At 63.2% G+C, this 21,673-nt stretch carries 19 protein-coding genes; 18 read left to right on the top strand and 1 reads right to left on the bottom strand.

Annotated elements, in window-relative coordinates; translation table 11 throughout:
• Window positions 1-23: 23 nt before the first annotated feature.
• The 5 genes from AB0E91_RS11220 to AB0E91_RS11200 all read left to right on the top strand — a co-directional run bounded on the left by AB0E91_RS11220 (window position 24) and on the right by AB0E91_RS11200 (window position 3,478).
• Entirely contained in the window at window positions 24-590 is a 567-nt protein-coding gene (locus AB0E91_RS11220; protein WP_361778573.1) for a DNA cytosine methyltransferase, read from the top strand.
• Window positions 591-935: 345 nt separating this feature from the next.
• Window positions 936-1,679 carry a hypothetical protein gene (locus tag AB0E91_RS11215; protein ID WP_361778570.1) on the top strand — a complete coding sequence of 248 codons (744 nt, stop codon included), beginning with the start codon at window positions 936-938 and terminating at the stop codon, window positions 1,677-1,679.
• A 161-nt stretch (window positions 1,680-1,840) separates the two neighbouring features.
• The gene (locus tag AB0E91_RS11210) at window positions 1,841-2,203 is read left to right on the top strand and encodes a hypothetical protein (protein ID WP_361778567.1); all 363 of its coding nucleotides are present in this window, start codon (window positions 1,841-1,843) and stop codon (window positions 2,201-2,203) included.
• Between the two features lie 64 nt (window positions 2,204-2,267).
• Window positions 2,268-2,570, top strand: coding sequence for a hypothetical protein (locus AB0E91_RS11205; protein ID WP_361778564.1), 303 nt, complete (start codon window positions 2,268-2,270; stop codon window positions 2,568-2,570).
• 17 nt (window positions 2,571-2,587) lie between these two features.
• Window positions 2,588-3,478, top strand: coding sequence for a bifunctional DNA primase/polymerase (locus AB0E91_RS11200; protein WP_361778561.1), 891 nt, complete (start codon window positions 2,588-2,590; stop codon window positions 3,476-3,478).
• Between the two features lie 541 nt (window positions 3,479-4,019).
• On the opposite strand, the gene AB0E91_RS11195 is transcribed toward AB0E91_RS11200, so the two are convergent.
• Window positions 4,020-5,567, bottom strand: a complete 1,548-nt coding sequence (locus AB0E91_RS11195; protein WP_361778558.1) for a hypothetical protein — start codon at window positions 5,565-5,567, stop codon at window positions 4,020-4,022.
• Between the two features lie 1,027 nt (window positions 5,568-6,594).
• Here AB0E91_RS11195 and AB0E91_RS11190 point away from each other — a divergent pair.
• The 13 genes from AB0E91_RS11190 (at window position 6,595) to AB0E91_RS11130 (ending at window position 21,458) form a co-directional block, all read left to right on the top strand.
• A complete protein-coding gene (locus AB0E91_RS11190) occupies window positions 6,595-6,819 on the top strand; it encodes a hypothetical protein (protein ID WP_361778555.1) in 225 nt (74 codons plus the stop codon).
• A gap of 1,099 nt (window positions 6,820-7,918) precedes the next feature.
• Window positions 7,919-8,719, top strand: a complete 801-nt coding sequence (locus AB0E91_RS11185) for a LuxR C-terminal-related transcriptional regulator (protein WP_361778552.1) — start codon at window positions 7,919-7,921, stop codon at window positions 8,717-8,719.
• Window positions 8,686-8,916 carry a hypothetical protein gene (locus AB0E91_RS11180; protein ID WP_361779090.1) on the top strand — a complete coding sequence of 77 codons (231 nt, stop codon included), beginning with the start codon at window positions 8,686-8,688 and terminating at the stop codon, window positions 8,914-8,916. The genes AB0E91_RS11185 and AB0E91_RS11180 overlap by 34 nt, the downstream gene beginning before the upstream one ends.
• A gap of 18 nt (window positions 8,917-8,934) precedes the next feature.
• Window positions 8,935-10,254, top strand: coding sequence for an AAA family ATPase (locus AB0E91_RS11175; RefSeq protein WP_361778549.1), 1,320 nt, complete (start codon window positions 8,935-8,937; stop codon window positions 10,252-10,254).
• Between the two features lie 2,930 nt (window positions 10,255-13,184).
• Window positions 13,185-14,588, top strand: a complete 1,404-nt coding sequence (locus tag AB0E91_RS11170; RefSeq protein ID WP_361778547.1) for a terminase family protein — start codon at window positions 13,185-13,187, stop codon at window positions 14,586-14,588.
• 8 nt (window positions 14,589-14,596) lie between these two features.
• Window positions 14,597-15,760 carry a phage portal protein gene (locus AB0E91_RS11165; RefSeq protein ID WP_361778544.1) on the top strand — a complete coding sequence of 388 codons (1,164 nt, stop codon included), beginning with the start codon at window positions 14,597-14,599 and terminating at the stop codon, window positions 15,758-15,760.
• An 18-nt stretch (window positions 15,761-15,778) separates the two neighbouring features.
• Window positions 15,779-16,438, top strand: a complete 660-nt coding sequence (locus tag AB0E91_RS11160; protein WP_361778541.1) for an HK97 family phage prohead protease — start codon at window positions 15,779-15,781, stop codon at window positions 16,436-16,438.
• A gap of 207 nt (window positions 16,439-16,645) precedes the next feature.
• Complete coding sequence (locus tag AB0E91_RS11155) at window positions 16,646-17,866, top strand: phage major capsid protein (protein WP_361778539.1); 1,221 nt, start codon at window positions 16,646-16,648, stop codon at window positions 17,864-17,866.
• A 466-nt stretch (window positions 17,867-18,332) separates the two neighbouring features.
• Complete coding sequence (locus AB0E91_RS11150; RefSeq protein ID WP_361778536.1) at window positions 18,333-18,926, top strand: phage gp6-like head-tail connector protein; 594 nt, start codon at window positions 18,333-18,335, stop codon at window positions 18,924-18,926.
• Window positions 18,927-18,934: 8 nt separating this feature from the next.
• The gene (locus AB0E91_RS11145) at window positions 18,935-19,378 is read left to right on the top strand and encodes a hypothetical protein (RefSeq protein WP_361778533.1); all 444 of its coding nucleotides are present in this window, start codon (window positions 18,935-18,937) and stop codon (window positions 19,376-19,378) included.
• Between the two features lie 510 nt (window positions 19,379-19,888).
• The gene (locus AB0E91_RS11140) at window positions 19,889-20,116 is read left to right on the top strand and encodes a hypothetical protein (RefSeq protein WP_361778530.1); all 228 of its coding nucleotides are present in this window, start codon (window positions 19,889-19,891) and stop codon (window positions 20,114-20,116) included.
• A gap of 13 nt (window positions 20,117-20,129) precedes the next feature.
• Complete coding sequence (locus tag AB0E91_RS11135; RefSeq protein WP_361778527.1) at window positions 20,130-20,540, top strand: hypothetical protein; 411 nt, start codon at window positions 20,130-20,132, stop codon at window positions 20,538-20,540.
• Between the two features lie 507 nt (window positions 20,541-21,047).
• Window positions 21,048-21,458: a hypothetical protein gene (locus AB0E91_RS11130; RefSeq protein WP_361778524.1), complete on the top strand. Its 411-nt coding sequence runs from the start codon at window positions 21,048-21,050 to the stop codon at window positions 21,456-21,458.
• Window positions 21,459-21,673: the final 215 nt, after the last annotated feature.

Genomic DNA, 21,673 nt, shown 5'->3' with positions numbered 1-21,673 from the left:
CCTGCCAACCGCGGTCCGCTCTCATGGACTTGCCGCGTGTGCGGGGCAGTCTCGCGGGAACTCCCGTGATCCTGTCTCTCTGCTCAGGGGTGGGCGCCCTCGATTACGCCGTTGAGCGGCTTACAGGCGAGCGGGTAACGCTCTATGCCGAGAAAGCCTATTGGCCATCACTGGTCATGGCTCGACGCTTCCCGGACGCGGTGAACCTGGGCGACATGACCCAGGTTGATTGGGCTGCGGTAGCGGTCGAGCATCCCGATATCACAACCATCGTGGCGGGTTTCCCCTGCCAAGACATAAGCCACGCAGGCCACAGAGGGGGAATAGGTGGCAGACGCTCCGGACTCTGGTCCTACGTCGCTACAGCCATTCGCGAGATACGACCCAGACGCGCGTATCTGGAAAACGTGTCAGCCATCCGGACAAGGGGCCTTGACGTCGTTGCCGGAGACTTGGCCGGCTGCGGGTATGACCTCGAATGGGTATGCCTACGCGCTGCCTCTGTGGGAGCCGCGCACGTCCGCACCCGATGGTTTGCCGTTGCCTCTCCTACCGACGCCAACGGCAGCCGACAACATCCGCGGCCCTGATTACGCGCGAGCCGAACGCCCAGGCTCCGGAGGTGACGACCTAGTTACCGCCCTCGCGCGCCTGGGCGACGGAGGCACGGTCACGGATTGGGGGCGCTACGCCCCCGCAATCGAGCGTTGGGAGCGCATCACTCGGCAGCCTGCGCCCCCGCCCATCGAGCTGGGTCCGCGAGGCGGCAAGCGCCTTGCCCCTCGATTTGTCGAATGGTTCATGGGCTTGCCTCGCGCCTGGGTTTCCGGAGTTCCGCGAATGGACCGGACGGAAGCCCTACGCGCCATCGGTAACGCAGCCGTACCGCTACAGGCATACAGGGCCTATCGGTACCTCATGAGAGAGAGAAAGAGTTGACGACACCTCCGCAGTTTCAGCAACCCGGCAAGGCGGATAAGTTCGCGCCCAGGGACAACCCGCAATGGTTGGGGCGCCTGTTCCTGATCTACCCGGACGCCTGTACGCCCCAGACTTTCAATCGCCCGGACGGCACGCAGGAAACGTCCGACGTCGTTACCGCAGACGTCATAATCATCGATCTGCCGGACCCCCAGACAGGGCAGCCTACAAAGCTCTCGGGGGCGCGTATCGGGGGCAAGGGGTTGGTTCCCCAACTCCGCAAGATGGTTGGGTCAATGGTCCTGGGACGCCTCAACAAGTTGCCCTCACAGGGTCAGAAGGATGGGGCGTACGTCCTCGCGGATTTCACCCCGCAGGATGCGGCCATGGCCACGGGCTACGTGAACGCCAACCCGCGGACTCAGCAATTCGCGCAGCCTGCCGCGGAGCCGCAGCCGGTAGCCCAGGCGCCTGCCCCGCAGTACGCCTCTCAGGCGCTCCCGTACGACCCATGGCAGAACACCCAGGCGCAGGCTGCCCAGGCTCCCCAGGCGCAGCCTGCGCAGGTGTACGCGCCCCCTGGGGCCCTGCCCGGACAGGTCATCACGGCGCAGCCTGCCGCAGCTCCCGCACCCGCGGAGGCCGCGCCCTCGCCCCTCGCTCAGTTCCTCATGGGCAAGGGCGTTCCCGTGGCCGGAATGGGCGAGGACCAAATGCGGATGATCGCAGCCACATTCCCGGACAACCCCTTTAAGTAACCGAGCAATACGGGCCGGAGGCCATGCCCCCACATGGCGGGTGGGAAAACGTCCGGACGCGCAGGGAGTAGGGAACTGCGCACCCTTCCAGTAATTCAACCAAGGGAGAGCACATGCCCCCCAGGCGCCGTAAGGCACAGGAAACCGCGGAGGTTGTAGACATGACGGAGGTAACGGCGGAGCCGTACACGGAGGATGACGACTGGGACGGCTCGATAGAAGAGGGGCCGGCTACCGCGGAGGACACGTCAGACAACGTGGTGAACGCCCCCAAGAGGCGGGGGCGCGCGCCCCTCACGCTGCCGACTCTCGCGGCCAAGTACGAACGGGCCAAGGTGCGCGTCGAGCGCCTTGAGGCAACGGACGTCGAGGCGGAGCGGGAAAAGATCCGCGTACAGATGGAACGGCTTACCGAACGTGGCGCGCGCCTCGACTCCCATGAGTCGGATCTCAAGGACGCGCACGCGGAACTGACCGAATCCAAGAGCGCATTCGACGCGGCCCTTGCCGCCGTACAGAGCTAACAACCAACACACATGGGGCCTGTCGCGCGAGGGACAGGCCCCTGTGTCTTACCTAAGAGGACGCATGGACCGACAGACATTGCACGCGCTGATAGACGCAGGGTTGGACGCCATCGAGTGCGAGGGGTGCAAGACGGAGTACCTGAGCCGCGTTGCCGCGCACGCCCTAAACACTGTGGCGACGCACGCAGCGAATGAGGCAGCCATCAAGGTTCGCAACAGGGAGCTTTCCCCTATGGAAGCCTTTGACTTCCTCACGTCGAACGTGGCGCCCGTGTACGAACTCGCCGGATATCCGATTCCGGAGGATGAGCGGGAGTACGTACGCAAGCGCCTTGAGTTCGTCCTCAGTTCGGGCTTGAACTAGTCGAGAGGGGTGAGCGTGTGAACCTCATTGCCTACGCGCTACAGGCGAGGGCGCGCGGTTTCCATGTCTTTCCGGTTGAGCCGAATGAGAAAACGCCTCACACGCTCACCCCTGGGCAGCCGTATACGCTCCGATGGGGCGAGGCTGCGACCAACAACCTAGGCCGGATCATTGACTATTGGCGCCGTTGGCCAGACTCGAATATCGGAGTGGCTTGCAAGCCATCGGGCCTCATCGTGGTCGACTGCGACATACCAAAGCGTGAGTACCAATTGACGGGTACTCAGTACGCGGGACTGCATGACTCCCTTGGGCCTCTTGTTGACGGTACGGACGTCTTCCGGCACGTCTGTGAGTCCCTGGGGGGATCGTGGGCGGAGGCGTACGACACGTACCGCGTCTGTACCGGCTCCCTTGGCTGCCACTATTACTACCTGTGGCCCCAGGGCATAAGGTCCGCGGAAGCCTCGCAGGCATCCATAGTCAAGGGCCTAGTCGACATTCGCTGTAACGCAGGCGAGTGGGGCGGGTACGTCCTGGGCGCAGGCAGCGTCACGACCAAAGGCGCGTACCTTGCCGAGAATGCCGCGCCCGTGAGGCCGGCGCCTGGGTGGCTAGTCGAGTTGTGCCGCAGACGCGAGCCTGTACGGGTGTCCTCGCCATTCCGGCAGCCTGGGCGTACGGGCGCCCTGTCGGGCCTTATCGCCACGGTCGAGCAAGCCACGGAGGGCAACCGCAATCAGGCTCTCTTGTGGGCGGCTCGCGCAGCCTGCGCGGACGGAGTCCCCCTAGACGACGTTCTAGAGCCTCTGTCGGACGCGTACGCAGCCGCACAGGGCGACGGAGGGCACAGGCAGGCGGAGGCGACCATACGCAGCGCCTACCGGCTACAGGGGCGGACGGGATGACCCGTGAGATACCTACTGCGCTACGTCATGCACGCATTGCACGACAGGCTATGTCCGTGCGAGGACATCTATTCCGACTACTGGGAATGCTCAGACTGCGGCACGTGGAATCACCCGCGGCATGAGTGGTGCCAAGTGGAGGAGTGCCGTTCACCTGGGCCCGACAACCCGTATGCAGGGCTGTAGGCCAGAGAACACGCGAGCGCCCCCCGCCGTGCGACAGGGGGCGCCTGTGCGTCGAGCTGGGCTACGCGGCAACGTCCGCTAGTTCGCCGAGAGTTGAGAACGGAGGGCACGCCATCACCCAACAGGAACGGTCCTCGCGCCACACGGCGCCCTCGACCAACCCGCGCGCGTCCTCGCCCAGCTCTTGAGACAAGAGGTAGTCACGCACCGTGTTACTGATCAGGCAGGGTCGGTCCGCGTCCTTGCGCGCCTCGACGCCTGCCCTCTTTGTGTTCGCCATGTGATCACTCCCTAAGCGCAACAGCGCCCCTACCAATCTCGCATATTGGCAGGGGCGCCGGTAAGGGGCGACTGATCAGAAACCCCAGGCGGAAATGAGGGCGTCCGCCTCACGCTCGCGGTACGGGTCAACAACCATGGTGCGCGCGTAGGCAATTGCCTCTTCCGTCGACTGCGGGTTGCCTTCCAGCATCAACACGTTGAGTTCGCCATCCGTCCACCCCTCAACGATGACGTCCCAACCGTTGCCGGAATTGGCCTGGGCGTGCGCCTTGACGTGGTGAGCGAAGTAGGAAGCGAGAGAAACGCGCTTCCAAGACGCACGCGCCTTTTCGTTGGGCGCCATGGTGATCATGTAACTCACGTTCCGGTGAACGCCCACAAAGGGCACGTCCGCCTCAACCTCCGGACCGCGCAGGGCCTCAAGGCGCAGGGCGGCAGCCTCGCGCGCCTTCGCCTCCGCGCGCACCCCTCGCGCGTCCGCCTCGCGCGCGGCCTCCGCCTGTTCCTGGGTGACTGCGTGGGCGTCGAGCTGTGGAGCGCCCTCAATGGCGGTCAGTTCGTCCTCTGACGCGCCCTGCGTCGCCTGGGGCACGCCCGGAATCCGCACGACGTACGTGAAGCGTCCGCCCTCGCGGTATGCCGCCTCCGGGCCATGGTCGACAACCCGCGTGACCTCAACTCGCCCGTTGGGGATGCCCGCGGGAACGTCGCCCCCGCGGGTGTAGTCGACCGTCTGACCAACGGCGTACCGGGCGCCCTGGGCGGCTTCCTTGGTAAGCGCCTCCGCAGCCTCGACAACACGCGCTCCCGCCTGGGCAGCGTCCGCAACCTGTTCGTCGGTCCACTCGCACTCTCCGGAGGCAAGGGCAGCATCCGCAATGTCCTGCGCGGAAACCTCGACGTCGTCAAGGTCGCCATGAGCGACGTTCGGATACTCGTTGGCGCCCTGGTCCTGGTCCGCGTCGAGCTGGGCAAGGGCGGGGAACTCCCGCTTTACCCAGGCGTCAACCGATGCCGCCGTGACGTCCGCCGAGACAACCCCTGTGTCCTCCGCCTTGCGCTCCGCAGCCTCGATGGGGGCGGCAACCTCGACCATGGTGAACGACTCGGCAAGGGCCTCCGCCTCCGCGCGAGCCTGGGCGCGCATGTCGTCGTACCCCTCCGGGCAGCGCCGGACATAGAGCTTGGTCGTGCCCCGCACCCGCAGCCGCTCCGTGCCGTCCTCGCTCCGCAGGACCCACACGCGCCCCTCGCGCTCGATGGTCACAGGCTCCGGGAAGCCCTGCGGCTTCTTGTGGGTGTTGGCGTTGCCCTCGAACAGGACACGGCCCTTGTCGTCGGCAAGCGCCTGGGCGTCCTCCGGGGTGAGCGCCTGAATCGGGTTGGCCTCCGCCTCCGCCTTACGCGCAAGGTGCGCCATGCGGAACGCGCAACGCTCGCAAACCCTGTCTTCCGCGCCCAGGGCCTTGACCTCATCCATGGTCCGGTAGTCCTTGTGGTTGCTTTCCGCGTTGAGATGGCGCAGGTACGGCCGGATGCGCGCGTTGCAGAGGCCCTTGCCCTCCGGGAAAGCGTGGAACGTCGAGCCGGTTGCCGTGCCTGCCCAAACCTTGTCGTTCATCGTGTGCCCCTCCGCGTTGTCGTTGTCTTGCGCTGCCCAAGCTAGCGCGCCTTAAAGCCACTTGCAACATTGCAAGCGCCTTTGGTCCCTTCTTTGTCGCACAACCGTTACGAACGGAGGTCAGTTAGTCATGTCCATTTGGTCTTGGGCTTGGGTGTCCCTCTTGGGGGCCTGCGCCCTTGTCGAGCTAGCTGCATTGGTCAACAAAGAGCGTGGCGACACGCTGAGCGAGCACATATGGAAGTGGTTTGCCGTCCGGGATAAGCGCCGTATCGGATGGGTTGGCTTTAGGCGGACTCTCCTGTTGCTGGCCATGGTGTGGCTCACGGCTCATTTCGTGACAGGGGGGCGGTTTTGATGGCTGACGACGATTCCGTTGTTGTACGCGCTACGGCCGTTTGGAACGGCGAGAAAGTCACGGCGGTAAACCATGTGCCGGCGCCTGTGTGGAATGACAGAACGGCCCGTGACCAGGTAGAACACGCGCTCAGGCTGACCATTGCGGAGGCCATAGCGGCACGGCTAGACGTCGCTATCGAGTGGCGCGCGGTACCTCTGTCCAACCTATTTAGTCCCCGATTCGCATGGCCGGAGGACTCCGCGCAATGAGCTACCAAATCAAGTGCGACAGGTGCGGCACAACGCACGGTGTCACTGTCACGGAGCCTTATTCCATCCTGCCGGAGGGTTGGCAGCGCCTTGCCATGGGCCGTGACCGTTACGCGGAGGCGGAAGTTAGCGCGCAGCTCTGCCCCGAGTGCTCAACCCTGGTCCGCAGGTTCATTGCCGCTAAGCCCCTGTGCTGCGGGGGGTGCAATGAAAATTGACCACGATGGGGAACGCGTCGTAATCACCATCGGCAGTGAGCTTTGCGTGTTGACCGTGCGCGAGGCATTCGACGCCACAACGGCTCTCGTACAGGCAATCGAGGGCGCACGCGCTCACGGCGCCTATCTCCGCGGAGAGGTACCAAACCCGGACCCGCGCAACAACGCATCCCGCAGGACGCCCAGGCGGAGGCGCCCCGATGGATGAGCCGCAGGAATTCCACACATCACCAGATGAGGCAGTCGAGCGCATCCGCGCTATGGCTGCCTTTTTCGACACCTGGGCGGACCACTACCGGCAGGCAAAGAAAGAGGCGGAGGTCAGAGAAATATGGTTCATGAATCGTGCCTCTGCCCTCCGCGAGGCCGCCGGAAAAGTCGAACGGATCACCCAGGACTACCGGAAGTTGGGCGAGGAATCATGAGAGAACAACTCTTGGCCGGCTGCGCCCACCTGCGTAAATGGGTGCGCTGCCACGTGTTCGGACTGCATTCCTATGACTGGCGGCAGGTGTTCGCGGAGTCCAACACGACAGGCGAACTCAAGGGCAGGTGCGACGACTGCGGGCGTGAGGGGTGGCCACTGTGACGCACCCCCTTGTGTTGGCCGAACTCCGTAAGCGTGCCGCGGAACTAGAGCTGAAAGCGGAACAACTCGACTACCGCGTACCGGGTGAGCGCGTGTCCCTGGGTGCGAGTAGACGCCACTTGGAGCGGCAGCGTGCAACGGCTATGGCGCTCGACTACCGGACGCTCATTGCCTGGGCGGAGTCGAGCGAGGATGCCTAGCCGCTATTACTGCCCCGCCTGCGGACAAGTGGCAGGGAAGAGCCGAGACAGACACGTTGCGGTCATCGTGGGAAGCCACGTTGAACCGCATTTCTTGTCTTCCGCCCTTACGGCCATCCTGGGCGACCCTGGGGCACGCGTAAGGGAAGTGTGTCCCGGAGGACTCATAGACAAGGAAAAGGACCGTGCGCCATGAGATGCCGCATTTTCAAGCAATGGGTTACCAACAAATGGCCTACCGCCACAGGGCGGAACGGCGCATGGCGCCACGGCCGGACAGGGCTATTCACGTGCGAACGTCCGCCCGTTTGGTGGCGGGGCAAGACATGGCCAACCGCAATACCCGACGAAAGCGGTAAGCGTGCACAGGCTATTTCCCTCCGGTAGCCATGGCGCCATCGAGATATGGGCGTGTCCCGACTGCGGTAGGTCAGTGGCTATCACGTGGCCGGACGCTAGTTGGGTGGGGCAGTGCCGCGAGTTTCACGCAGAGGTTTTGTTTCCGGGCGAGAGCGCCTGTCTGCCGGACGGAGGCAACGACTATGACTCTCAACCCCAGGGGTGACCTGGGGGACGTTGATTGGGCTTATTGCGAGTGCTGTAAGCGGGAAGTCGAGTTGCGCCCTAACGGGCGCCTCGCCTCGCACACGACCCACAAGGGCGACGGTTGGGCAGAGGTCACCTGTAAAGGCTCCCTCCGCCTGCCTGCGCCTCGACCACAGGAAGAGGGAGAGGATGCCTCGACCTAGACAAGCGGCTTGCGGCAAGGGACTGCACTCATTCGAGGACCCTGCCAACTATTACGTCGTCTATGACAAGTCACGGGACCAGTACCGGCGCAAGTGCCGCCCCTGCGCCCTCGCTCGCAAGCGCGCGTACAACGCACGGCAGGCGCAGGAACGGGCCGTGAAATCCCCTCCGCGGCCATGGTGGGAACAACTCGAATGGGTCGGGCCGCACAGGGCCAAGGACCCTTGGCAAAGGCTCCGCCGGCGCAAGCGCTACGCCCAAAATTACAAGGTCAGAGGGCATCCGATTGCCTACCGTCCTAATCCCCAACAGATCACGTACGTACAGGCGTTGGCCGATGGCCTGAGCGTCGAGGAAATAGCGGAGCGGGAACACGTCACGCCCAACACGGTTCACAACGGCATGGTCGAGCTGCGCCGTAAGTGGGGCGTGTCGAGCAACGCGGCAGCCGTGGCGCAGGGCCTCAAGCGGGGTGTCCTCCGGGCGGACAGGGCCACGGCTAAGCGCCTGCCGCGCCGGATCTCCCCCAGGCACGTTGAGGACGTGCGCGCCCTGGTCCGCGGGGAGCGCCTGCCGCACAAGGGGCACAAGCAAGCCCTGTGGCGGTTGCTCGATCCGCTCATGTCCTGGTCTGAGGCGCACGCGGTGAGCGTCCTATGGGCGGCAGGGCGGATCACGTCAAGGGATGTTCCGCAGACACGTAATCGATATCGACGGAGGCGCACAGGGAAGCCAAAGGAGGATGCCGCGGCATGGACGGCAACGACGATGGGGGCGCATGGGTGATCTCGGACAACGGGAAGATCAGAGGCGTTGCGTCCAATGCCGATGCTGCCCGTAGGTTCGTCATCCGCGCGTGCATCGATATCGACTATCGAGGCGCCCGTTTCAGGTGGACCAAAACACACAAGCTCTTCGCTCAGCGCCCTATGCGCGTCTGGGCATGGACCGGAATAGAGATCATCCCTGCGCCCATCATCTAGGCAGGGGCAGGGGTGACCGTGTCGATTGAACCCCAGGGGAGTGCAGAGCTTCCCCAATCAGAGGTAAACGCGCGCCTCGCGCTTTGGTGGCTACTCAACCCGGAGGCCGCTCCGCTTGAGTCATTCAATGAGGACGTACAGAGGCTTGTAAGCGTCCTCTCCGCCAAGCTCCCCTCTATGAGTGCCGACGATAGAACACAGGCCCTTATAGAGGCGCACAGGCGCGAGGCAGCCGAGATAGACAAAGCAAAGGAGATAGCTAGCTATAACCGCGCCAAAGAGCGTGCCCTCACGATCGAGGAAGAGGAACAACGCTCGCGCGTCTCCGCCATGGTCGACGCTCTCTTGTCAGAGACGCTTACGACGGACGCGCTAGACGGCATAGAGGAACTGTGCCCGGTAATCGATGGCCTCTTGTATCGGGGCACAGTCGCGCGCATCAATGGCAAGCCAGGATCGATGAAATCCTTTGTTGCCCTCGACATGGCGGGATGCGTCGCTAACGGCATGCCATGGGCAGGGCGGGACGTCGTCAAGGGAGAGGTGATCTACCTAGTAGCGGAGGGCGCAGGGGGCATCAAAAAACGCGTCCGGGCATGGGAGCAAGAAAGAGGCTGCCGCATGTCTGGCGTTCACTTCCTGCCCCGCCCAATACAGGTGGCCGGCATCGAATGGCTTGTGTTGGAAGAGGCATGCAAACGCCTCCGACCTGCGCTTGTCATCGTCGACACCCAGGCGCGCGCCACGGTCGGCATAGAGGAATCGAGCAATGAGCGCATGTCCGTGATCTTCAACAGGATCGAGCGCCTTGCGCGGGAGTCGGACGCCTGCGCCTTGCTCGTACACCACACAGGACACGTGGGCGAGCATGGCCGCGGAGCCTCCAACGTCCTGGGCGCAGTCCAGACAGAGCTACTAGTGAAGAAAGAGGGCAAGGGCGCGGACCGTGTCATATCGGTACGGATCGATAAGACCAAGGATGACGACGACTCCGCGGAGGTTCGCCTACTCCCGCGCGTCGTGGCCGTACACGGCATGACTCGGCGCAACGGCTCCCCAGAAACCTCCGTTGTCCTGGTCCCGGAGGCTGCGGCAACGTTCGGAATCCCAGGGCTCGACCCTGTAATAAGCGCAGCCGTTCAACTACTCGACAAACACAACGCGCCCATAGAGCTGGGCAGAGACAGGATGCGCGCATGGCTCACAGATCGAGAGATAGCAATAGGCAACACTGTTCTTGCCCCTGCCATTGCCTATCGAAAAAGGCGCGAGGCGTCGAGGCAGCCGGAAAAGAGCGCCCAGGATTCAGACACCCCTTTGCCGCTCGCAGACGACTAAGAATTACTCTGCGTAGCCTCGACCTGTCCGCGATCATGGGGACAGGTGCCTATTCGACCTGTCCGGGATCATGGGGACAGGTTTTGACAAACGCCCAGGTCAGACCTGTCCCGGACAGGTTTCTAAAACTGTCCGCAAACGGCACCGGTTACCTGTCCGCTGTCCGCCCCCCTATAGGGGCGGACAGGTAGGACAGGTGCCGGACAGGTGTTGCAGATTGTGAGTGAATGAATGGCTCAACATCTGATCGATACTCCGCCAAAGCTGGGCGTCTGTGTCAGGTGCCGCGCCTGGGTGTTCACGGCCCACGTGTCCGGAGCATGGGCGGGAGTCGACACGGCGCCCCTCTCCGCGGTCGAGCTGCGCGCGGTACTCCTGTCCGGCCGGACCGTGTATCGACTCCGCACGGCAGCCGGACGCGCCCAGGCGCTCACCGTGGCCTCACCGCGGGACGTGGCAGCCGGTACGCCCCTACTGGGCGCCCACGCGTGCGCAGGCCACCCCATGGACGCTCAGAGCTTCCTTGAGGCCGCTCCGCCCCCTCTCCCACCCCCTGTGAGCGCTACTGGGCGCCCGGACCGCCCCTCTGTCTCCGCGGAGGCTCGCAGGGGGACAACCCAACCTCTTGCAACACCTGTGATCCGCCCCCGTTCTAGGCGCGTGCGCTGCGATGCGTGCCGAGAGTTCATCAAACCGCAGGACGCCTATTGGGGCATCGAATGCGGGACGTACATATGGGCCCTGCATGACGCGTGCCCGAAAGTCGAGAGGTAATGAGTTCTGACCTTGAGTACATAGCCCAGCTCACAGAGCAACTAGTGAACGGCTTTGATGAGCGCGTTGAGTATCAGTTGCGCGTCAAGACGCACACGGAGGACTGCACAGGATCACGCCCCACCTGGGCAGAGTGCGACTGTCCCAGCACCATAGAGACGCGCGCGAGGACCGTACGGCATGCGCCCCTGATCGCTCAGTTGCAAGCCGCTATAGCCGCGCCGGCTACCTCGACAGATTCCGGAGGACGCTCCGCAACACGGGTTGAAAGCCCATTCCCAGGCGATTTCGAGGCCCTAGCGCTCATAGACGAACTCAAGCGAGACATGCGCAGTTGGGTGCGCAGGGCGCGTCAGACACTCGGCTATGACGTCCCTCCGTCCTCGATCGTACGAGGCGCCGTGTGTGGCGAATGCGCAGGCGCCCTCAAGCTCCACCATGGCGCAGCCGTCTGCATAGGGCGCATAGGCGAGAGCGCGCCATGTGGGACCGAATACACATGGCAGCAAATAGAGGACTATCTGAGGGGCCTTGATGAACACGACCGTTAAGAGGCGCCTAGTTGATACCGCCGTTGCCCAACTGTGGACCAGTCGCCCAATCGGCACACTGCACAGGTGGGCAAGTGAGGGGCGAATACGCAACTACGGAAAACCCGGACCCAGAGGCGCCCTATGGGACCTAGACGAACTCCCCCGGTATCGCCACCTGTGCACCCCGCATTGCGTCGAGGGGGCCGAATGCCCACCCCTACCGCCCCCGCCACCTGTTCGATTCCCTCGCCCCCGAACTCCCCTTGACGATGACCAATCCGTAACCGAAGATTGAGCCGTGTTCGGCATGCCCGGACACGGCCCCCCTGAGCGGCAACCGCCCCAGCTCCCCGCCGTGAGCGGAGCGGAAGCGCCACACAAAGGGCCTAGGCCCCTGAGTCCTCGCATGACTCAGGGGCCTTACGCATGTCTGGGGGTGGGCCGTGAGCGGACGCAAGGAACTGACGGACTACAGGTATCGGCAGAACAGGGCCGCAGTCCTCGCAGCCTCCGACACGTGCATATGGTGCGGACACCCAGGCGCAGACGCAGCCGACCACATCACCCCCGTGAGCCGCGGAGGCGACCCGTACGCCCTCGACAACCTAGGGCCCATACACGGAGTACGCGGCTGCCCCACCTGCCTGCGCAAGTGCAACAACCTCAAGGGGGACAAGCTCCCCAGTGAGTGTGACCTACTGCGTACCTCGATCGATTGGTACCGGCGCACCTAGGCCCCTGGTCCTGTCGGCAAGGCCCGACCATTGCCCCTCGCGCGCGTCGAGCTGGGGGCGTGCGCTACCCAACCGGCAGGACCAGGACGCGCAGCAACCCGCCTCGAATTGGCGAGGCCGGCGCATCCGCGCACGCAAAGGCGCAGGTCAGATGGGGTGCACGCTCGACGTCATTGAGGACCAGGACCAGGGCGACGCGATGCATCCAGCCCTCTGACCAGGGCATATGCCCTCGACTGCACAAACATGCAGGTCAGAGGCTTGCAACCGTCGAAATCACCTGCCGATTTGGCCGGACGCTCGACAACCCCCAGGCGCAGCCCAAACCGGCGCCCTCGCACGCGCATTACAACGCTCTGACCTGCGCGTTTGCATTCTGTAGGACGTTTGCCCAGGTCAGAGCGGAGCCGTTCTTTTAGCCGGAGCCCTTCCCAGCCCCGGCCCAAACTTCCATTTTTTTGCGCGGGGCGAGTTCGGCCGGAGTGATCTTGGTTGGCCGCGCCGTGACGCGCCTCGACGCCCATTTAGGGGGGTGCATTCATGGGCCCCATTGAGAGCGCCGTGAGGGCGGACGTTGGCGCCCTGGGGGAGCTACTAGGGACCGAACGGACGCTTGCCGAATTGGCGTACCGAGTAGCGCGCGAGATAGACGACGGAGGCGGACCGGAGGGGCGGCAAATGGCCGCTCTCTCGCGGGAACTGCGCCTAGCCCTGGGCCAATTGGTCGACGGACACGCGGGGGGCGCAGATGACTTCCTTGGGGACCTGGGCGCCCCCGACTGACTACGCGGAGGAACTGCGCGAGCGGTACGGCTTGACCTGTCCTCCGCGGTGGGGCACCCCTCGAAACTGGGCGCGTCCGACCCTGGGCGGCAAGGCAGCAAAGGTGATGGCCGCGTTGGTCGGCTCCCCGCCCATGCCGTGGCAACGGTACGTCCTCGACGTGGCCCTAGAAATCGATCCGGCTACCGGGCGCCTCGCGTATCGCAAGGTTGGGCTTTCCGTTCCGCGGCAGCAAGGCAAGACAGAGACAGTCCTTACCGTCATGGTTCACCGGATCATGGCTTGGGACAGGCAGAACGTGTCCTATACCGCCCAGACGCGAATAGACGCGCGGAAGAGGTGGGAGGACGAATTCCTTGCCAAGCTCGACGCATCGCAGCTCAAGGGGAAATATCACCCGCGCAAGACAACGGGCAATGAGGCAATCATCTGGAAGTCGACGCGCAGCCGGTTGGGCATCGTGTCGACCACAGAGAAAGCGGGACACGGTCCGCCCCTCGACCTGGGCGTGATCGATGAGAGCTTTGCCCATAAGGATGACCGCGTTGAGCAAGCCATGAGTCCGGCCATGCTCACCCGCCCGAATGCTCAGATGTGGTGGGCGTCCGCAGGCGGCACGGATGCGAGCGTGTTCCTCAATGAAAAGCGGAAGTCGGGCCGTGAGCTAATCGAGCGCGCGTGGCTTACGGGCGAGTGGCCTGCGGTTGCGTATTTCGAATGGTTCGCCCCGGACGAATTGCCGCGGGGTGATCCGGCCACGTGGTTTACGTGCATGCCTGCGCTGGGTTACACGGTCACCCCGGACATTATCCGGACAGAGCTTGAGTCCATGGACGCGTCAGAGTTCGATCGGGCGTACCTCAACCGAACCAAAGAGGCACGGCCCCCCGCGGACCCCAACGTTCCCAGGGACGAATGGGCGCGCTGCGTCCGGCCCGACTCGCGCCCGGACACGTCGAGGCTCGCCCTCGCGGTCGACGTTGCCCCCCTGCGCGACTGGACTTCCATTGCCGCAGTCTCGCCCCTGCCGGACGGCACGGTTCACGTCGAGCTTGTTGACCGACGCCCCGGTACCGATTGGGCGGCTCCCGCCCTCGCTCGCCTGCGGGAGCTGCGGCAGCCGATAGCCATAGGCATTGACTCCAAAGGCCCTGTCGCCTCGCTCTTGGGGGAGTTGGCCGGCTACGGCATAACGCCCCCGGAGGACCCTGAAAAGCCGCGTGTAGGGGACCTAGCCGTGTTGCGCACGCCCGACGTCGCCGTTGCCTGCGGACAGTTCGCGGACGCGGTCCGTCGAGGCACAACGGTGCACATCGATCAGCCTGCCCTCACGGGCGCTATGAACGGCGCGAGGACGCGCCCCCTGGGCGACGCGTGGGCATGGTCCCGCTCGCGCTCAGAGAGCGTCGATATCTCCCCCCTTGTTGCTGCCACGAACGCGCTATGGGCCCTGCGCGAACGTGAGGACGCGGCCCAATCCGATTACGACGTCTTGGACTCTGTCCTATAGGGGCGCGCATGTCTCGACTCACGGAATCATTCCGGCGCGCATGGACACGCTTTGTCGAGTCGCGCGCCATCACGTCACTGCCCTGGGTTGCGGGGGGACCCAGGCGCCCGACTGTCGTCACGTCGGAGCGCGCTATATCGCTCATCCCGCTATTCGCCTGCGTTCGCATCCTCGCGGATAGTGTCGCCTCGCTCCCGATTCAGCTATACCGGCGCAACGGCGCGAGCCGCGAGGCAGTCAGTTACATACCCCAGCTCTTTTGGGAACCTGCCGCGAGAGACAACCTCTTTCAATGGCTGCACAAATGCATCGTGTCCCTCGCCCTGCGAGGCAACGCGTATGGCCTAGTCGTCAAGCGTGATGACCTGGGTTTCCCAATCATGGTGGAATGGCTGCACCCCGATGAGATATGGGTAGATGAATCGCGCCCGACCCTGCCTGTCTATTACTGGCAGGGTAACAAGGTGCCGACGGAAGACATCATTCACCTGACATGGGTAGTCATGCCGGGATGCGTCGTTGGCCTGTCGCCTATTCAGGCATTCGCACGGACCATCGGAGTAGGTCTCTCCGCCACGGAATACGGACTCTCTTGGTTCGACAACGGCGGAACGCCACCCGCCACCATGAGGAACAACGCAAAGACCATCAACCCTGATGAGTCGCGAGAGATTCAGGGCCGCTTGTCTGCCGCCATGCGCGCACGCAAGCCTCTCGTATTCGGTAATGACTGGGATTTCAACGCGCTACAGGTGAACCCGGAAGAGTCGCAATTCATCGAAACCATGCGACTCAACGCGACTCAGATAGCGGCCATCTTCGGGATTCCCCCGGAAATGGTAGGGGGCGACAGTGGCGGACCCCTGAGCTATAGCTCTCCCGAACAGAACATGATTCACCTTGTATCCGTGACGTTGCGGCCATGGCTTGTGCGCCTCGAAACGGAATTCACGCGGCTCATGCCTGGGCGGGAGTTCGTCAAGTTCAACGTTGACGCCATGATCCGTACCTCTCTCATTGACCGCTATACGGCTCACGGTATGGCGCTTGACCAGGGGTGGCGGAACCGTGACGAAATCCGGGCGCTTGAGGACTTGCCGCCCCTGCCCAATGGCGAGGGACAGGCTTACGGACTCCCTAGCCCAGGACCAACCGACAACAAAGCTGCGTAGTAAAGGGAGTCTCCCGCCATGGCAGATATTGAGAGGCGGTTTACCAAGGTGCCCGTCGAGCTGCGCGCACGCGCGGAACGGCAGCGCATTGGGGGATATGCCGCAGTCTTCAACCGGCAGAGTCACAATCTCGGCGGATTCGTTGAGATAGTCAACCCTGCCGCATTCAACGCGAGTCGGGGCGACGGATGGCCCGACGTCATCGCTCGCTATAACCACGATGACAACATGTTGCTTGGCTCCACAGGGGGCGGAACGCTAAGCCTCGCCATTGATGGCACAGGGCTTGACTATGAGGTTGAGCCGCCCAAAGCGCGTGGCGACATTCTTGAGCTTGTCCAGCGTGGCGACGTCCGCAAGTCGAGCTTTGCGTTTCAGACCATCGAGGACGATTGGGGCGTGACCGATCAGGGCTTTCCCATGCGAACCCTGGTCAAGGTGCGGCTAGTCGACGTTGCCCCCGTCAACACCCCTGCGTATCCCGACTCAACCGCAGGTCTGCGCTCCCTCGCGCGCCACGTGGGCGCGGACGTCGAGGAAGTTCGATCGATGGCGGAGCGGGACGAACTCCGAAAGTTCTTCCAACGATCCGACCGACCCAGCGCGCCTAAGAAGAAGGTATATGGCGCGGCGGCTCGAATGGCTCTACTCGCACGGCGCGAGGACCCTTACACATAACCGAACAAGGAATATGGCGCGACGGTTTAGCGACCGTGGCCGGCTACTGCCTGTCTGCCGATTGGAAACCCCGTCGGCACGCGTAACACGGTGAACAACCGGGCGACTTCCGTTTGCAGAGGGCGACGGACACAGGCACTCGATAAGAGTGCAGGGCGCTACGGACTCCCGTTGGAAATCCCCATTCATTCCAACGGGAGTCCCGTCATGTCAGAACTTGTAAAGCGGCTGCGCGAGCGCCGCGCCAACGTGTGGGAGCAGGCAAAGGCGCTTGCCGATAAGGCAGCCGACGAAAACCGCGCGCTTTCCGGAGAGGAAGAGGGCGAGTGGCAGGCTCTCAACGCAGAGCTTGACGCGCTCGACAAGCGCATTAAGAACGTGCTCGACGGAGAGCAGCGCGCAAAGGACGCGGAAGACGCAATGTCCCGCCTCCGCGGTGAGCCGCGTAAGGCAGCCAACAACGGTCCGCAGGCGCAGGGTAGTGAAGAGCTGCGCACGTTCCTGCGTGGCGAGGGGGCGCGGTATTTCGACGTCGTACCCAACGGCCCTGTCGACTTCCGCACGCTTTCCAAGCTCACGGCAGGCGCAGGCGGCAACGTCGTTCCCACCGATTTCTACACGCGGCTTATGGCGCACCTGATCGAAACCTCTGCCGTACTCCAGACCAACCCGACCGTCCTTAACACGACGTCGGGCGAGTCGGTACAGGTGCCCAAGACTACGGCGCACTCTACGGCTGCCATCGTCACGGAGGCGGGAACTATCTCCGCGTCCGATCCTGCATTCGGTCAGATCACCCTTGGGGCGTTCAAGTACGGCACGCTTATTCAGGTGTCGAGGGAACTCCTCACAGACGCAGGTGTCGACCTTGAGGGTTATCTCTCGATGCAGGCCGGCCGCGCGCTGGGCAACGCATTCGGAACGCACATGGTGACCGGTACCGGTACCGCGCAGCCGCGAGGCATCGTCACGGACGCCACCGTTGGCAAAACAGGCGCAACGGCAGGCGGACTCATTGCGACCGATGACCTGATTGACCTTCAGTATTCGGTCATTGCGCCTTACCGCGCGTCCTCTTCCTGCTACTGGATTGTCAAGGACGCCACCCTTGCCACTATCCGCAAGTTCAAGGGCACGGATGGTCAGTACATTTGGCAGCCGTCGCTAGTGGCAGGTGCGCCGGACATGCTCTTGGGTAAGCCCATCGTGACCGATCCGAACGTTGCCGCGGTCGGTTCGACCGCTAAGTCTGTCGTCTTCGGTGACATGTCTCAGTATTTCGTTCGCCTCGCGGGTGGAATCCGTTTCGAGCGGTCCGACGATTTCGCTTTCTCGTCCGACCTTGTCACCTTCCGGGCACTCCTGCGCGCGGACGCTGCGCTTGTCGACCTTACCGGCGCCGTAAAGGTTTTCCAGGGCGCTGCGTAATCCGTCGCTTTATCTGGTCCGGCCGTACTTTCCCGTACGGTCGGACCATTTCTTTAGGGAGGAAACCACCATGCCCACACCTTCCGTATGGGATGAGGACACAAACAGCTATGTGCACGGCGCTGCCGTTGCCGATCCTGCCTCGCCCGGAGCCTCTTACGTACAGGCGGAGGCGGTAGCGGTACGCAATGCCGTTGTTAGCATTCTTGCCGCCCTGCGTAGCGCCGGAATCATTGCGCAGGACTAACGGGGGACGACCATGCGAATTCGCATCCTGGGCGATATCTCCGGTACCCGCAACGGCAAGGAATGGCCTAGCCGCGGGGCAGTTGTCGATATTCCGGAGGGAGAGGGGCAAGCGCTTATCGCCTGCGGAATGGCGGAGCGCGTAAAAGAGCCTGCCCCTGTCGAGCGAGCAACTAGGCGTAAGCGCGACGTCGAAACCCGGTAACGGAGGCGTGGCGCCATGGCCAACGAATACACAACCGCGGCAACCCTAAAACTCGCGCTCAACACGTCGGACACCACACGGGACGCCTTGCTTACGGCTGCCATTGCGGCAGCCTCGCGGGGCATCGATAAGAACTGCGGTCGGCGGTTTTGGCTGGACAGCAGCGCCACGGCTAGGACGTTCAACCCGGAGTTTCGGACTGTCAGTTACGACACGGGGCAACTCCTGATCGTTGACGATATCGGCTCGACTACCGGGCTAGTCGTAGCAACCGGCGACGTCGGGGGCGCCTACACGACGATTACCGATTACGAAACATGGCCTGAGAATGCGGTAGCCCTGGGCCTACCCATAACCGGGTTGCTACGGCACTCCGGAACCTGGGGGACCACAGGCACGGCGCGCGTACAGGTAACCGCGAAATGGGGTTGGCCGGCAGTGCCGGACGAGATCACGCAAGCCACCATTTTGCAAGCTCTACGGCTCTACAAGCGCAAGGACAGTCCGGAGGGCGTCCTAGGTTCCGCGGAGTGGGGAGCCGTCCGCGTGGGGCGCGTAGACCCTGACGTTTACGAACTGTGCAAACGGTTCATGCTGCCTGGGTTCTAGGGGGACGCATGGATATCTATAACGTTCGGGCGCAACTCGCCCTAGCGGCCTCCGCGGTAGTCCTGCCTAACGCCTCGCTCACGTGTACCGGCTACATGCCGGACGCCATCACGGAGCCGTGTTTCTTTATTGCGGACTACACCATTGAGTTTGACAAGGTGATGAAACGCAAGCTCGACGTAGTCACGTTCACGGCTCGCATTCTGGTGAGTCGTGCCGATGATCTCGCGGGGCAAAAGCTACTCGACGCCATGCTTTCAGGCTCCGGGGCAGCGTCCCTCAAGGGCGTCATCGAGGACGCGCGAGGCGCCCCCGGAAGTGCCGCCCTCAACGGATACGCCCATGACTTGCGCGTCATGCGCATGCAGGGTCTACGCCTCTACGAACACAACGGACTGCAATACCTAGGCGCCGAAATCACGATTGAAGTGATAGGGGACGGGAGCGCGTAAATGTCATTCGTCGTTCTTACGGGCGTCCGTCTGTTTGCCGTTGGCGCAGACCTTACGGGCGCCTCAAACAAGGTCGAGCTAAGCGGAGAGTACGAGGAAAAGGACAAGACTACTTACGGCTCTAACGGCTGGAAAGAGGTCATGGCCGGACTAGGCTCCGCAGAGATCATGGGGGAAGGACTCTGGGAAGCGCTCGACGCGAGCAAAGTTGATGACGCGTCATGGTCCCAAATCGGAGGTACGGGCCCATGGTCTGTGGGGCCGGTAGGCGCTTCCGTTGGGGATCTCGCGTACCTAGTAAGGGCCCTGCGAGCCGATTACAACTTTGGCGGACAGGTGGGCGACATTGCCCCTTGGAAGGCTAAGGCGTCCTCCGCGTGGCCCCTGGTCCGCGGACAGTTCGGCCACCCGCCCGGTACGGCGCGTACGTCGAGCGGCACAGGCACAGGGGTGCAACTGGGCGCCGTGGCGTCCGGGCGACGTCTGTACGCCTCGCTTCACGTCCTGGGCGTGAGCGGCACGACTCCCACTCTCGACGTAGTCATTGAGTCGGACAACGGCAGCGGCTTCCCCTCACCCATCACCCAACTCACTTTCACGCAGGCGAACGCGATTAGCGGACAAATCCTGCGCACGGATGGCACGGCGATTACTGACGATTGGTACCGCGTCAAGTGGACCATCGGCGGAACGACTCCCTCATTTCTCTTTGCCGTGGCATTCGGCATACAGGTGTAAGGGGTGAACCCTCATGGCCTTTATGGTCCTCACGTCGGAATTCGTATCGCTCAACGCAACGGACCTGAGCGCGTACGCGAGCAAGGCAGAACTTACCGTCGAGGTTGATGAAAAGGACGTCACGACTTATGGCAGTGCCGGATGGAAGCAAGTCATAGGCGGACTCAAGAGCGGTGGCCTTGCAATTGAGTTCAAGCAAGACTTTGCCGCTGCCGCCCTCGACTCGATCCTTTGGCCCCTGTTCGGAACCGTCGTCACGTTCGAGGTACGCCCGACGTCTGCCGCGGTTGGTACCTCTAACCCCAAGTGGACAGGCTCCGTCCTCATCAAGGAACTCAAGCCCATTCAGGGTGGCGTCGGAGACGAAGCCTCGCAGTCCGTGAGCTTCCCGACGTCCGGCGCAGTCACCCGCGCGACCGCATGACGGACGGACCGGTACGCGTCGAGGTCACGCAAGACAGCCTGCGGGATCTCATCCGCGCCATGCGCGCGGAGGCGGACGGCAGGGAACTCCGCAAGGAACTTGCCAAGACGCTACGGGACGCGCTCAGGCCCCATGCTGAGCGCGCCCGGAACGGCGCCCTTGCGATTCCGTCGGGCGGCTCCGCAACGCGCCCCCAGCTCAGGCCGGCTATCGCCAAGAGCATTCAGCCGCGCGTCAACATGACGATGCGAGGGGCAGGCGCGTCTATCCGTGCGAGGCGTACGCCTCGCATCCGAGATTTCGCCAACGCGCCTAAGCGCATGAACTCCCGGAAGGGCTTCCGGACGCAGTCATGGGGCAATGGCCAATGGCGCGTCCAATTCGGAAAGATCGGTTGGTTTGACGACGCCATGAGGGGTGTTGCCCCGGAGGCGAAAGCGGCCATAGCTGATGCCGTAAACGAAATGGCCGACAGGATAGCTAGCAGAGTACGGAGCGAGTAAGCCTATGTATCTCGTCTATCAGCCGGAAGGTTCCGAGGAACCTAAGCGGTTCAAGTACAACCCGCGCAAGCTCATGAGCCCCGAGCGGGAAATGTTGGAGCGCAAGACAGGCAAGGATTTCTCAGACTTCACAAGCGCCGTGCTGTCCGGCAATTCCCTCTGCCGTAGGGCGTTGCTCTATATGTTCCTCAAGCGCGAACACCCAACGATCCGTTGGGACGATGTTGATTTCGCCTGGGATGAACTCCGGTTGGAGTACAGCAAGCAAGAGCTAACCCAGATGCGCGAGGCAGTCTCAGAGAACACGACTGGTGATGAGCGCGCGGCAACCCTCGCCCAGCTCGATGAACAGATAGCCACGGCTATTGACGAGAGCGAGGAAGAGGGAAAAGCAAGTCTGCCGATCGCAGGCTAACCCAACTCGGGAATGCTGCCCACCTGTTGCACGTGCGGCCCTGGGAGTGGGACCTACTCACGGTCGAGCAAGCGGACGCGTTGCTTGATTGGCTCGACGAATACGGCAGGCAAATCGATGAGGCGGAGGCCCAATTGAAACGGAGGTGAATCCGTGTCGTCGGATACCTCCCTTATCTTCCGGCTGATTGCGCGGGATGAGGCAAGCCCAACGCT

This window comes from Streptomyces sp. NPDC026659 (genome assembly GCF_040638245.1).
In the GTDB taxonomy this organism is placed as follows: domain Bacteria; phylum Actinomycetota; class Actinomycetes; order Streptomycetales; family Streptomycetaceae; genus Streptomyces.
Note: the sequence above shows the minus strand (reverse complement) of the source record. Positions and strands in the feature narration are given on the sequence as shown.